We start from the raw sequence: 13,632 nt of genomic DNA on the forward strand, positions 1-13,632 counted from the left end.
GCGTGGTTGCGCGGTTAGCGCTTTTTACCGAAGGCGGCGGCCAGGGCATCGCCCATCGCGCTATTGCCTGCCGGGGCGCCGGCAACGCTGCGGGGCTTGTGCTTATTGGCCGCCGGGCGGCTGCCGTTATCACGCGCCGGAGCATTGCTGCCGCGGCGCACAGTGCCTTCACCCGGCTGTTCATCCAGGCGCATGCTCAGTGCAATACGCTTGCGCTGCAGATCCACATCCATCACTTTGACTTTGACGATGTCGCCGGCTTTCACCACGGTGTGCGGATCCTCGACGAACTTATCCGCCAGCGAAGAGATGTGCACCAGCCCATCCTGATGTACGCCGATATCAACGAACGCGCCAAAGTTGGTGACGTTGGTGACGGTGCCTTCCAGGATCATCCCCGGTTGCAGATCGTTGAGGGTTTCCACGCCGTCGGCAAAGGTGGCGGTTTTGAATTCCGGGCGCGGATCGCGGCCGGGTTTTTCCAGCTCTTTCAGGATGTCGGTCACCGTTGGCACGCCGAACTGCGCATCGGTGAAATCGCTGGCCTTCAGGCTGCGCACGGCGCTTGGGTTACCCATCAGATCCTGCAGGCTTTGCTGGGTAGTCGCCAGGATGCGTTCCACCACCGGGTAGGTTTCCGGGTGCACGGTGGAAGCGTCCAGCGGGTTGTCGCCGTGGTTGATGCGCAGGAAGCCGGCGCATTGCTCGAAGGCTTTCGGCCCCAGACGGCTGACCTTCAGCAACTGGTCGCGGTTGCTGAAGCGGCCGTTGTCATCGCGCCAGGCGACGATGTTTTGCGCCATAATGCGCGTTAACCCGGCAACGCGCGCCAGCAGCGGCACGGATGCGGTGTTCAGATCCACACCGACGGCGTTTACGCAATCTTCCACCACCGAATCCAGCTTCTTCGCCAGTTGGCTTTGGCTGACGTCGTGCTGGTATTGGCCGACGCCGATGGATTTAGGTTCGATCTTCACCAGCTCCGCCAGCGGATCCTGCAGGCGGCGGGCGATGGACACCGCACCGCGCAGGGAAACGTCGAGGTTCGGGAACTCCAGCGCCGCCAATTCAGAGGCGGAGTACACCGAGGCACCGGCTTCACTGACGATCACTTTCTGCCCCTGCACTTCCGGGAACTGTTTTTGCACCGCGGCGAAGAAGCGTTCGGTCTCGCGTGAGGCGGTGCCGTTGCCGATGGCGACCAGATCAACCTTGTGTTTGATGCACAGCGCGGCAACCACGGCGGCGGCCTTGGCGGCCTGGCCGGTGTGGGGGTAAATGGTATCGGTGGCGACCAGCTTGCCGGTGGCGTCGACCACCGCCACTTTCACCCCGGTACGCAGGCCCGGATCGAGCCCCATAGTGGCGCGCATGCCGGCGGGCGCCGCCATCAGCAGATCGTGCAGGTTGCGGGCGAAAACGTTAATGGCTTCGTCTTCCGCACGCTCGCGCACCGTGCCCATCAGCTCGGTTTCCAGGTGCAGCAGCACTTTGATGCGCCAGGTCCAGTTGACCACCGCCCGGCGCCAGCCGTCCGCCGGGGCGTTGTTCAGGCGCAGGTTGAGGTGATTGATGATGATCTGTTCCGCATGGCTTTCGCGCGGCGCTTCTTCAAACTGCGGATCGGCATTCAACGACAGCTGCAGGATGCCTTCGTTGCGGCCGCGGAACATCGCCAGCGCGCGGTGTGAAGGCACTTGTGAAATCGGTTCGTGATGATCGAAGTAGTCGCGGAATTTAGCGCCTTCCTCTTCTTTGCCCTCAACCACTTTGGCTACCAGGTGGGCGTTTTTCCACAAATAGTCGCGCACTTTCGCCAGCAGGGTGGCATCTTCGGCGAAGCGTTCCATCAGGATGTAGCGCGCGCCGTCGAGGGCGGCTTTCACATCCGCCACGCCTTTTTCTTCGCTGACGTACTGCGCCGCCAGGGTTTCCGGCTGCTGCTGCGGATCTTGCCACAGGGTGTCCGCCAGTGGCTCCAGGCCGGCTTCAATGGCAATCTGCCCACGGGTGCGGCGCTTGGGTTTGTACGGCAGGTAGAGGTCTTCCAGCTCAGTTTTGCTGAGCGTCGCGTTAATCGCCCCTGCCAGTTGTTCGGTCAGCTTGCCTTGTTCCTCGATCGATTTGAGGATGGTCTGGCGGCGGTCTTCCAGTTCGCGCAGATAGCCCAGGCGGGTTTCCAACTGGCGCAGCTGTGTGTCGTCCAGGCCGCCGGTCACTTCCTTACGATAGCGGGCGATAAACGGGACGGTATTTCCTTCATCCAGCAGGCGAATGGCCGAATCAACTTGTTCCGGGCGGGCCTGCAGTTCTGTCGCGATAATGCGGCTCAGTGGTTCATTCATAATTCTGATATCTGTTAGGCGCGGTGAATAAACAGGGGACAGTTATACGTATTGCCCCAGGAAAATGCCAGCCTTGCCGCTCGCCGGCGCGCAGCGCTGCCGCCGGGAGCAGCGGGGGAAGGCGGCAGGGTAGCTGGCACGGTGGCTGCTCCCGGCGGCGGTTCAGAAAAAACTGAAAGTCAGGCCGAGTAGCTGATGGCATTAATATACCATTGCGCTTCGCCCACCGGCGTATTGACGAGCGCCACATCGCCAACCGCTTTTTTCAACAGCGCGCGCGCCATCGGCGCGTCGATGGAGATGTAGTCTTTGCGGCCGAAAATCTCGTCATAACCGACGATGCGAAAGCGTTTCACCTCGCCGTCATCGTTTTCGATCTCGACCCAGGCGCCGAAGAACACCTTCCCTTCCTGCTGCGGCGAGTAATCGACGATCCGTAACTGCTCCAGGCACTTGGTAAGATAGCGCACGCGGCGATCGATTTCGCGCAGCCGCTTCTTGTTATATTGATAGTCGGCGTTTTCGCTGCGATCGCCCAGGCTGGCGGCCCAGGTCACCTTCTTGGTGACTTCGGGGCGTTCTTCACGCCAGAGATAATCCAGTTCCTGTTTGAGTTTGTCATACCCCTCGCGGGTGATTAGCTGTGTTCTCATCGGTATCCACTTTCAGGGAAGGTCTACGGGAAAGTTATCCGGGGATGGCGTAAAGTGCCATATCATGCGGTGCGATTCTAGTGCCTCACCCGGTGAGGCACAGCCAAAGAGACTGAAAATCAACCGATAGCGGCCGGATACTGCGCCGGTGCGCAAAATTGCCAGCCTGCGGCATTTTTTATTACCGCCGCTGCGCTAAACTGCCGTAGGCTCTTCTGCCCGCGCCGGGCCGCTGCATTTCGGCCGCCAATCAGACGAAAATTGTTGATATTTGGGCAGAACAATAAGCTTTGTAACAATTTCGGCTAGAATGTATACCATTAAACGCTGTCCGTGATGGCAGGGTTTTTTAACAATGTGGGGCTGTGGCCTTTTGGCCATATGCTGCGTTATTTGCCGTTTATTTGGGCCTGCCGGGCCGGCAATTCGTGCCGTGCCAAATTGCCGGCGCAGTTTAGGCATGAACCCACAGCCTTGAATCGGGCAATACAGCCTTTGGGAGTCATACAATGCAAGAGAATCATAAGATTCTGGTCGTCGATGATGACATGCGCCTGCGTGCGCTTTTGGAACGCTATTTAACCGAACAGGGCTTCCAGGTTCGCAGCGTAGCTAATGCTGAGCAAATGGATCGCCTGCTGACGCGTGAGTCTTTCCACCTGATGGTGTTGGATCTGATGCTGCCTGGCGAAGACGGCCTGTCGATCTGCCGCCGTCTGCGCAGCCAGAGCAACCCGATGCCGATCATTATGGTCACGGCTAAGGGTGAAGAGGTTGACCGCATCGTTGGCCTGGAAATCGGCGCCGATGACTACATTCCAAAACCGTTCAACCCGCGCGAACTGCTGGCGCGTATCCGCGCGGTGCTGCGCCGCCAGGCCAATGAGCTGCCGGGCGCACCTTCGCAGGAAGAAGCGGTGATCGCCTTCGGCAAGTTCAAGCTGAACCTGGGGACGCGCGAGATGTTCCGCGAAGATGAACCCATGCCGCTGACCAGCGGTGAGTTCGCCGTGCTGAAAGCGCTGGTGAGCCACCCGCGCGAGCCGCTTTCGCGTGATAAGTTGATGAACCTGGCGCGCGGTCGTGAATACAGCGCGATGGAGCGTTCGATTGACGTGCAGATTTCCCGCCTGCGCCGCATGGTTGAAGAAGATCCCGCACATCCACGTTACATCCAGACCGTCTGGGGCCTGGGCTACGTCTTCGTACCGGACGGCAGTAAGGCATGAGGCGATTGCGCTTTTCACCGCGTAGCTCATTTGCCCGAACCCTGCTGTTGATCGTCACCTTGCTGTTCGTCAGCCTGGTGACGACCTACCTGGTAGTGCTGAACTTCGCCATCCTGCCCAGCCTGCAACAGTTTAATAAGGTCTTGGCTTACGAAGTGCGTATGCTGATGACCGACCAACTGCAGCTGGAGGATGGCACCCTGCTTGAGGTGCCGCCGGCGTTTCGCCGCGAAATCTACCGTGAGCTGGGTATTTCCCTCTATACCAACGCCGCCGCTGAAGAAAGCGGCCTGCGCTGGGCGCAGCACTATGAGTTCCTGAGCCAGCAGATGGCGCAGCAGTTGGGCGGGCCGACGGAAGTGCGGGTGGAGGTGAACAAGAACTCGCCGGTAGTGTGGCTGAAAACCTGGCTCTCGCCGGATATCTGGGTGCGCGTGCCGCTCACCGAAATTCATCAGGGCGATTTCTCGCCGCTGTTCCGCTATACCTTGGCGATCATGCTGCTGGCTATCGGTGGCGCCTGGCTGTTTATCCGCATTCAGAACCGGCCGCTGGTGGAGCTGGAGCACGCGGCGCTGCAGGTGGGGAAAGGCATTATCCCGCCGCCGCTGCGCGAGTACGGCGCGTCTGAGGTGCGCTCCGTCACGCGCGCCTTTAACCAGATGGCGTCGGGCGTGAAGCAATTGGCTGACGACCGCACGCTGCTGATGGCCGGGGTCAGCCACGACTTGCGCACGCCGCTGACGCGTATTCGCCTGGCCACGGAAATGATGAGCACCGAAGACGGCTACCTGGCGGAATCGATCAACAAGGATATTGAAGAGTGTAATGATATTATCGAGCAGTTCATCGACTACCTGCGCACCGGGCAGGAGATGCAGATGGAACTGGGCGATCTGAATGCCATTCTGGGCGAGGTGGTGGCGGCCGAAAGCGGCTACGAACGGGTGATTGAGACCGATCTGGCGCCGGGCGAACTGCTAATGCATTTGCACCCGCTCTCAATTAAGCGGGCGGCGGTTAATATGGTGGTGAATGCGGCACGTTACGGCAATGGCTGGATCAAGGTCAGCAGCGGGCGTGAATTGCAACGCGGCTGGTTCCAGGTGGAAGACGACGGCCCAGGCATCAAGCCTGAAGAGCTCAAGCACCTGTTCCAGCCGTTCGTGCGCGGCGACAGCGCACGCAGCACCAGCGGCACCGGTCTGGGGCTGGCGATTGTGCAGCGGATTATCGACGGCCATGACGGCGTGCTGGATATTGGCACCAGCGAGCGCGGCGGCCTGCGTATCCGCGCCTATCTGCCGTTGCCGTTGGAAGGGAAAGAACCGGCCAACGCGCACCCGGCGGTGAAGGAAAGCTGAGTGGCGATCGCCGCCGCCGTTCAGCGGTCAGGATTTGCGGCTCATCACGTAGTATTCCGCCGCGTCTTGATGCAGGCGGTGGCCGGTCGGCACCCGCCAGGGATCGATCAGGTTGATGCCGCAGTGCAGGAACGATGGGGTGTTGCGTGTCGCCAGCGTGGCGCCGTGCTGCAGGCAGATGGCGGCGATCTGGGCATCAGGATAGCTCATCGGCCGTTCGCTTTGCCGGTTTGCGGCGTTTAGCTGCGCTTGCCGCAGGGCGCACTCGGCATCAAACGGCAGGATGCGCTCGCCAAACTCTTCCTGCAGCATCCCCAGCAGGCTGGCGCTAACGGCGGCCTGCTTCTCCCCGGCCGGCATCGCGGCCACCTCTGTGAACAACTCGGCGACCACCGGGGCGCACAGGTAAAATGCGTAGGTATCTTGCTCATTGAGCCATTTCACGACGTTGTAATGCGGCGTGGGGCGCAGTAGCTCTTGCAGCACCGGGGTGTCTAGAATAATCATTTCTTGGGGTTACCGGCGGCGTCCTGCGCCAGTTCCACGCCGCCCAGCGGCGCAACGTGTTGCTGAATCCGGCTCGCCAGGCCATAGCGCGGCGGCCTTTGCACCAGGGCCTGTTTCAATATCACCCGGGCTTCCTCTTCCATCGAGTGGCCGTTTCTGGCGGCGGCGATGCGCAGCAACTCTTTGATGTCGTCGTCAAGATTCCTGATGGTGATAGTCGCCACGAAAACCCCCTATGCTTTCAATGCTGGCACGGCATTATCATCCGGCGATGCGTTGCGGCACAATTGCCGAAAAGAAAAAGGCGCAGAAACTGCGCCTGGAGAGACCGACGGCGATGGCCGGAGCTAGAGCTTCGGCCCTGCGCTGAGCAGCGCTTCGCCCGCTGGCGTATCGGTGTACTTGTCAAAGTTGGTGGTGAAGCGCTGTGCCAGGTCTTTGGCCTTTTCTTCCCATTGCGCGGCGCTGGCGTAAGTGGCGCGCGGATCCAGAATCTCCGTGTTCACGCCCGGTAGCGCGGTCGGGATGGTCAGGTTGAAGATCGGCAGCGTTTGGGTGCCGGCCTCATCGATTTCGCCGCTGAGAATGGCATCGATAATGGCGCGGGTATTCTTGATGGAGATCCGTTTGCCGGTTCCGTTCCAGCCGGTATTCACCAGGTAAGCCTGGGCGCCGGCGGCCTGCATACGCTTCACCAGCACTTCGGCATAGCGTGTGGGGTGCAACGACAGGAAGGCGGCGCCAAAACAGGCGGAGAAGGTTGGCGTGGGTTCGGTAACGCCTTGTTCCGTGCCGGCCAGCTTGGCGGTAAACCCAGAGAGGAAGTGGTACTGGGTCTGATCCGGCGTCAGGCGTGAAACCGGCGGCAGCACGCCGAAGGCATCGGCCGTCAGGAAAATCACTTTGGTGGCATGGCCCGCCTTGGATACCGGCTTGACGATGTTGTGGATATGGTAAATCGGGTAGGACACGCGGGTGTTTTCGGTTTTTGAACCGTCGTTGAAATCGACGGAGCCATCGGCCAGCACGGTGACGTTTTCCAGCAGCGCATCGCGTTTAATGGCATGGAAGATATCCGGCTCGGCCTCTTCCGACAGGTTGATGGTCTTCGCGTAGCAGCCGCCTTCAAAGTTGAACACGCCGTCGTCGTCCCAGCCGTGTTCGTCATCGCCAATCAGCTTGCGCTTGGGATCGGTCGACAGCGTGGTTTTGCCGGTGCCGGACAGGCCGAAGAACACCGCCACGTCACCCTTTTCGCCAACGTTGGCCGAGCAGTGCATAGAGGCGATGCCTTTCAGCGGCAGCAGGTAGTTCATGATCGAGAACATGCCTTTTTTCATTTCGCCGCCGTACCAGGTGCCGCCGATCAGCTGCATGCGCTCGGTCAGGTTAAAGGCGATAAAGTTCTCGGAGTTCAACCCCTGCTGCTGCCAGTTCGGGTTGGTGCATTTGGCGCCGTTCATCACCACGAAATCCGGCTCAAAATCCAGCAGCTCTTCTTCGGCAGGGCGGATAAACATGTTTTTCACAAAGTGCGCCTGCCAGGCCACTTCGGTAATAAAGCGCACTTTCAGGCGCGAATCAGGGTTGGCGCCGCAAAATGCATCAACCACGAACAGGCGTTTGCCGGAGAGCTGTTCGCCTACCAGCTGTTTCAGATCCGTCCAGGTTTCCTGGCTAAGCGGTTTGTTGTCGTTTTTACCTTTGCCCTGATCGGCCCACCAGACGGTATCGCGGGTGGTATCGTCACGCACGATGTATTTGTCTTTGGGCGTTCGGCCGGTGAAACGCCCGGTATCAACGGCGATTGCGCCCAGCTTGGTTTCTATGCCACGTTCCAGCCCTTCCAGCGAAGGATCGGTTTCTTCCGTAAACAGCAATTCATAACCCGGATTGTAGATAATCTCGCCGGCGTTATGGATCCCGTAAACAGCAAGATCCTGGTGGGTTATACCTTTAGCACGCATATTACTACTCCTTGGTTACATAATTTCTGCCAGCAATTGTAGGGATTCAGCGACATATCGCCGCGATAGGTATCAAATAATTAACGTTAGATACCATTTTTAATTACGTTATGAGAAGTAGTACACGGAAAAAAGTAAACATGTAAATCAGATCACTCTGTAGATTGCCTGTTTTTGGCGATTTTAGCCTGCGGCGGGCGATGTTGCGTGCGAACGGCGCCTACCAAGTATAGACACCAGGAACGGCCGTATCGTGTTGTTTCATCTGGGGGGGTGAAAATCCGGCGGGCGAGGCGCCCGCCGGTGAAGGGCGTTGATCAGTGCAAATGGCTATCGGCGCTGCTGCCGTTGTTATGCAGCGCAGCGACGTCAACGGCATCGAACACATAGTGGTTGCCGCAGTAATCGCAATGCATATCAATGTTGCCGTCCTGCTCGAGCATCGAGGCTACCTCTTCGGGCGGCAGCGTCAGCAGCGCATCCTCGCAGCGCTGGCGCGAGCAGGAACAGTGGAAGGTGATCGCCTGCGGTTCATACAGAGTAACCTCTTCCTGGTGGTACAGGCGATACAGCACTTCGTTGGCCGGCAGGCCGAACAGCTCTTCGTTCTTGATGGTGGTGGTCAACTGCGCCAAATGATCGAAATCATCGGTATTGTTGCCATCCTGCGCCGGCAACACCTGCAACAACATACCCGCCGCCGCTGGGGTGCCTGCCGCTTCGCCGGTACGGATGAACAAGCGGGTCGGCAGCTGTTCCGATTGGCGGAAATAGCTTTCCAGACATTCAGCCAGGGTTTCGCCTTCCAGGCCGACGATGCCCTGATAGCGCTCGCCTTCGGATGGGGTAATGGTAATCACCATCACACCGTTGCCAACCATTTGGTGCAGCGTGCTGTCCGGCGCGATCTCTGCCTGCATGCGCGCTACACCGCGCATCTGCTGCTGGTTGTTGCCGTTGATCACCGCCAGCTTTAACGGGCCGTCACCCTGCAACTGCACGGTGATGTCACCGTCGAACTTCAGGGTGGCAGTCAGCAGGCTGGTGGCAACCAGCATCTCGCCCAGCAGCTTTTGCACCGGGGCCGGGTAGTCATGGCCGGCCAGAATATGTTGATAGGTTTCGCTGATAGTCACCAGCTCGCCACGCACCGCATAGTTTTCAAACAGGTAGCGGTGCAATTGGTCATGGTTAGACATAGTTTTCTCTCAGTAGAGCAAGCCGTTAATCCGACTCGCCGAATTTAAACTTAATCAGATCGCGGCGCTCTTTTTTATCCGGCCGCCGGTCGGGGTGCGGCATGGTTAGCGCATTCATTTTGCGCGCGAGCGCCATTTTTTCACGGTTGGCGATGCTGGCTGCCGTTTCCTGGTACATCTGCTGTGCTTCGTTGGCACCGCGCCGCTGGCCACTGACGGCCAGCACGATCACCGTGCGTTCTTCATTGCCCTGGCGCAGTTTGATCTCGGCATTGGGCTCAACGGTTTTGCTCGGCTTGCCGCGCTGCCCGTTGTAATGCACTTTGCCGCCGTCGATCATGTCGCGCGCCAGCGCGCGGGTTTTATAAAAACGGGCTGCCCACAGCCATTTGTCCAACCGGACTGCGTCATCCGCGGTAGTTTTTGTTTTCATCGGCCCTCCGTTTCCAGCGCCGGTATCAGCGTGCGGTAATCACGCATTGCCGGGTAGCGCTGAAAGGTTTTCTCCCCCGTACTGGAGTCTGGGTTTTGCACGCCCAGGCAGTAGCGGATGCCAAAAGCCCGTGCGGCGTCGAGAATAGGCTCCCCATCGTCAACAAACAGCGTGCGCTGAGGGTCAAAACCGGTGTGTTGCTGCACTGCCCGCCACAGACGCTGATCTTCTTTCGGATAACCAAATGTGTGGGTAGAAAGCAATAAATCAAGGTGCTGATCCAACCCGGTGTGCGTAATTTTCACCTGCAGGCTATGCGGGTGGGCATTGGTCAGCAGGATAGTGCGCCGGCCGCTGCGGCGCAGCGCCTGTAGGAACGGGCGGGTGTCTTCGCGCAACCGCGCAAGGCTGCCGGCTTCACTGGTCATGCGGTAGATATCCAACCCCAGCCGCTCGCTCCAGTAATCGAAACAGTACCAGTTCATGGTGTGCTGCACCGCCAGATACTCGTCATGGATGATTTTGCAGGCCTTCTCGAACGGGATCGCCCGTTGTTGGCTCAGCGCCTGCGGTACCTGCTGCAGCCAGAAGTGGCTGTCGAAGGCCAGATCGAGCAGGGTGCCGTCCATATCCAGCAGGACTGTGTCAATGGTGCTCCAGTCAAATTCAGGGGACATGGCAACTCCGCAGGGCCAATAGGCGAGGTAGATTCTTAGGGATGAGATATAGCCTAGCATAAGCGCCCGCCGCAGGGGAGGCGGGCCGCTTACCGGGCTGGCGTCGTGGGCACCAGCGGCTGGTTGAAGCAGTTATCGTAATAACGCTGGATATCGGCGATGCGGTGGCGGTTCATACGCCGGCGCTGCAGCAAGCGCCAGGCGTTGTAACCGGCGATCACCACTACCGACAGCAGCAGCAGGCTGGTGCCGAGATAGCGCCACAGCGTAATCATGTCGGGCTCGCTGTGCAGTGCAATATGGCGCGTGCCATTGGCATCGACGCTGATATTGGTGATCACCCCCTGCGCTTGGAAAGGGGTATGCAGCAACATGCTCGCCAGGCGCTGCAATTCGTTCCACTGGTCGAGCGCGTTATATTCGTTCAACGGCACGGGCGGCGTGGGGTGATTCACCAACTGCTTGCCTTCGTCGCTGGTGATCAGGAAGCCGCCCGGCGGCGGGCTGTTGAGCGCGGCGGCAGCCTGGCGGGTTTCATGGTAAATAAACGAGGCCGCCGCCGCCTTGGCCAGGCTTTCCAGCGATTCCGCGCTGACCGGGCGCAGCAGCACGTTAACCCCTTGCAGGCTGCCGGAGTTGGCGCGTTTTACCAGGCTGTCCCAGTTTTTGGCATTGCCCAAATTGATCAGCGCGTTTTTAAGCCGGATGCAGTCGTTTTCTCCGCTGCACAGATCCTGCGTTTTCAGCACGATATCGGAGAAATCATCCAGCAGGAACATACCGGATTTTTCAATGGCGCTGGCCAACTGCGGGTTGAGCTTTTGTTCTGCCCCTGAAGGGTGCAACTGGGTATTGACCGTCGCCAACAGTGCGGCGGCTTTGTCGATCACCTCAGATTCCGGCTGCGGCAGTGGATCGGCGTTATTCCAGTAAATGCCCGAACAGTCGAAGGGCATAAAGTTGGCGTTGCCTTCTCTGCCCGCCTGCGGCGGCACATAGCACATGCCGCTGCCCTGAATCTTCAGCGTATCGCCGATGTGCAGCGGCGTGGCTTCCAGCATCTGTACGGTGGAAGCCTCCACCTTTTGCGCGCCCTGCAGCCAGGCCATGCTGAGCTTCAGTGGCAGGCTGAGCGGGATATAAGTCAGCAGCAGCAGCAGGATCAGCGCCGAGCTGGCCGTCAGCACCGCGTTGCGCCCCCATTGTTGCAGAGGGAAGTTTTTCACCTCGTCGTGCAGGGAAAGATAACGCCCCTGGCGCACAACTTGGCGGTTAAGGTAAATATCCACGTCGGTGGTATGGCCCAGATCGCGGTTCACATACTGTTGCCAGTGCGGCGGATAGATCAGATCGATAATGCCGAGCGAGATATTGCTGAGCTGCCCCTGATTCGGTTCGCCAAACAGCCCCCAGCGTTTTGGCGTGCCGCGCAGGCTGTGGATCTCTTTCAGCTCATTTTCCGTTGGCCGCCGGAACAGGTTCCAGCCTCCCCAGATGATCATCAACACCGCGACGAAAATCATCCACGGGATCACCAGCACTGGGCTTATCAGGCTGAAAAACAGCAGCAGCAAAGCGGCAGAGATAATACCCGCTTCCTTGATGCCGTTCGGGCGGTTGAGCTGGTGTTCTTCCGGTGTTTCCTTGCGGATGTTCACCAGCTCGACGTGTTCGCTTTCTTCTTTACGGATCGACGCGTTACGGGCAGGCTTGGCGGCCAACACCGGCGCCGGCGGGCGATCGTGAATATGGTCAAGCAGCGAGTGGCCGTTGAGCGAGATCACCAGCGGCAGCGTCTGGGTTTTGATCACTTCGACATGGTTGTCTGCGCTGATGTAGGGTTCCCAGAACGGCGGCAGGTGCACCTCTTCCGTATCAAGGTAATAACGCCACTTATTGGGCTCGTCGCTGGCCAGCCCATAGCGGGTGATGGCATGCGTAACGGGATAGACGTTTTCACTCTGCGGCGTTAGCGCCAGCTTAGCGGCGGGTAACCCCAGGGCGCCGGGCAACAGATTATTGCCGCCCAAGCGGTTCTGCAGATTAAGGTAATGCTCAACGGCGGCCCGCTCGTCGGCGGTCATTTTGCGGTGAGTGGGTTTGATAAACGGCAAGGCGTGCGCAAGAAGCGGCTGGCTGCGGGCCTTGTACCAGTAGTACAGCCCGGTGGCAATTAGGCAGACAAGCACTACGGCCAATATCAACACTATTGTGCTCATGCTATCCCCATCTTGCGCCGTGAACCCCACTAACCTTATATGAAAGGTCACATATTATACGGACTAAACTGCCAGCAGGCATCCAGAAGAATAACAGAAGGAGGAAAACATTAACTGAGTCTCAGTTTTAGTCGGAAACATCCTCTGTTCTTAGGCACCGTACTCAGTGATGATAATAATCGGCCATCTTGGCTGATATCGGTATAATCCTATTCTCACCGATGATATTTGCTGATTGTGGCCGGAAAAGCCGCAGGCACTGGCTCCGCCTGTTAAAAAAAAGTAAATTACTGGCTGTGCTCGTTGCAGTTAAGGTTCTCATTAACGCACAATGTGATCAAGATCGAATTTGGCTGGCGTTTTAGTATGTTGGCAACCCTGCATTACGCCAATCATAACTCTGGTTATCCATGTTATTGCGGCGGTTTGTGCCGTAGTAGGTGGGTGATCTCTTTGAGGCAATCATGGACAAACACCTGCAAAAACCAAAAATCCTAAAGGTAGAAACGGTTGCGCGTTCGCGTTTATTCAACGTTGAGTCGGTCGATCTGGAGTTCAGCAATGGTGTTCGCCGGGTGTATGAGCGCATGCGGCCTTCAGAACGCGAGGCCGTGATGATTGTGCCGGTTATCGGCGACGATTTGCTGCTGATCTGGGAATATGCGGTCGGCACCGAGTCTTATGAGCTGGGGTTCCCCAAGGGGCTGATCGATCCCGGTGAAGGGGTGCTGGAAGCTGCCAACCGTGAGTTGATGGAGGAGGTGGGTTTTGGCGCGAAGCGCTTTGACTTCCTGAGTAAACTGACCATGGCGCCGTCATATTTCTCGAGCAAGATGAATATCGTGCTGGCGCACGATCTCTATCCGCAAAGCCTGGAAGGCGATGAGCCGGAACCGTTGCCGCAAGTGCGCTGGCCGATCGCCAACATGATGGCGCTGCTGGCTGAGCCGGATTTCCGCGAGGCGCGTAACGTCAGCGCGCTGTTCCTGACGGAAGCCTTCCTGCGCGGCGCGCGCTGATCGTCCGCATGGCGTACCGC

At 58.6% G+C, this 13,632-nt stretch carries 12 protein-coding genes; 3 read left to right on the forward strand and 9 right to left on the reverse strand.

Annotation, left to right across the window (positions count from 1 at the left end; translation table 11 throughout):
* Positions 1-14: 14 nt before the first annotated feature.
* Positions 15-2,345 (reverse strand): Tex family protein, encoded by a 2,331-nt coding sequence (locus ACN28Q_RS13025; RefSeq protein WP_095846732.1) that lies wholly within the window; start codon positions 2,343-2,345, stop codon positions 15-17.
* A 179-nt stretch (positions 2,346-2,524) separates the two neighbouring features.
* Positions 2,525-2,998, reverse strand: a complete 474-nt coding sequence (gene greB, locus ACN28Q_RS13030) for a transcription elongation factor GreB (protein WP_095846733.1) — start codon at positions 2,996-2,998, stop codon at positions 2,525-2,527.
* A 509-nt stretch (positions 2,999-3,507) separates the two neighbouring features.
* Here greB and ompR point away from each other — a divergent pair.
* The gene (gene ompR, locus ACN28Q_RS13035; protein WP_004709363.1) at positions 3,508-4,227 is read left to right on the forward strand and encodes an osmolarity response regulator transcription factor OmpR; all 720 of its coding nucleotides are present in this window, start codon (positions 3,508-3,510) and stop codon (positions 4,225-4,227) included.
* Positions 4,224-5,591, forward strand: a complete 1,368-nt coding sequence (envZ, locus tag ACN28Q_RS13040) for a two-component system sensor histidine kinase EnvZ (RefSeq protein ID WP_095846734.1) — start codon at positions 4,224-4,226, stop codon at positions 5,589-5,591. The genes ompR and envZ overlap by 4 nt, the downstream gene beginning before the upstream one ends.
* A gap of 27 nt (positions 5,592-5,618) precedes the next feature.
* Here envZ and ACN28Q_RS13045 read toward each other — a convergent pair whose 3' ends face one another.
* The 7 genes from ACN28Q_RS13045 to ACN28Q_RS13075 all read right to left on the reverse strand — a co-directional run bounded on the left by ACN28Q_RS13045 (position 5,619) and on the right by ACN28Q_RS13075 (position 12,593).
* On the reverse strand, positions 5,619-6,098 hold the full coding sequence (locus tag ACN28Q_RS13045; protein ID WP_095846735.1) for a type II toxin-antitoxin system VapC family toxin: 480 nt from the start codon (positions 6,096-6,098) through the stop codon (positions 5,619-5,621).
* On the reverse strand, positions 6,095-6,322 hold the full coding sequence (locus ACN28Q_RS13050; protein WP_095846736.1) for a FitA-like ribbon-helix-helix domain-containing protein: 228 nt from the start codon (positions 6,320-6,322) through the stop codon (positions 6,095-6,097). The genes ACN28Q_RS13045 and ACN28Q_RS13050 overlap by 4 nt, the downstream gene beginning before the upstream one ends.
* A gap of 123 nt (positions 6,323-6,445) precedes the next feature.
* Complete coding sequence (gene pckA, locus ACN28Q_RS13055) at positions 6,446-8,065, reverse strand: phosphoenolpyruvate carboxykinase (ATP) (RefSeq protein WP_095846737.1); 1,620 nt, start codon at positions 8,063-8,065, stop codon at positions 6,446-6,448.
* A 317-nt stretch (positions 8,066-8,382) separates the two neighbouring features.
* The gene (gene hslO, locus ACN28Q_RS13060) at positions 8,383-9,264 is read right to left on the reverse strand and encodes an Hsp33 family molecular chaperone HslO (RefSeq protein ID WP_095846738.1); all 882 of its coding nucleotides are present in this window, start codon (positions 9,262-9,264) and stop codon (positions 8,383-8,385) included.
* Positions 9,265-9,289: 25 nt separating this feature from the next.
* Positions 9,290-9,697 (reverse strand): ribosome-associated heat shock protein Hsp15, encoded by a 408-nt coding sequence (hslR, locus tag ACN28Q_RS13065; RefSeq protein ID WP_095846739.1) that lies wholly within the window; start codon positions 9,695-9,697, stop codon positions 9,290-9,292.
* Positions 9,694-10,374 (reverse strand): GMP/IMP nucleotidase, encoded by a 681-nt coding sequence (gene yrfG / locus ACN28Q_RS13070; RefSeq protein WP_095846740.1) that lies wholly within the window; start codon positions 10,372-10,374, stop codon positions 9,694-9,696. Before yrfG ends, hslR begins: the two co-directional genes overlap by 4 nt.
* 89 nt (positions 10,375-10,463) lie before the next feature.
* Positions 10,464-12,593, reverse strand: coding sequence for an intracellular growth attenuator family protein (locus ACN28Q_RS13075; protein ID WP_095846741.1), 2,130 nt, complete (start codon positions 12,591-12,593; stop codon positions 10,464-10,466).
* A gap of 464 nt (positions 12,594-13,057) precedes the next feature.
* Between ACN28Q_RS13075 and nudE the strand changes: the two genes are divergently transcribed.
* Positions 13,058-13,612, forward strand: a complete 555-nt coding sequence (nudE, locus tag ACN28Q_RS13080; protein ID WP_095846742.1) for an ADP compounds hydrolase NudE — start codon at positions 13,058-13,060, stop codon at positions 13,610-13,612.
* Positions 13,613-13,632 lie beyond the last annotated feature (20 nt).

Source organism: Gibbsiella quercinecans (assembly GCF_002291425.1).
In the GTDB taxonomy this organism is placed as follows: domain Bacteria; phylum Pseudomonadota; class Gammaproteobacteria; order Enterobacterales; family Enterobacteriaceae; genus Gibbsiella; species Gibbsiella quercinecans.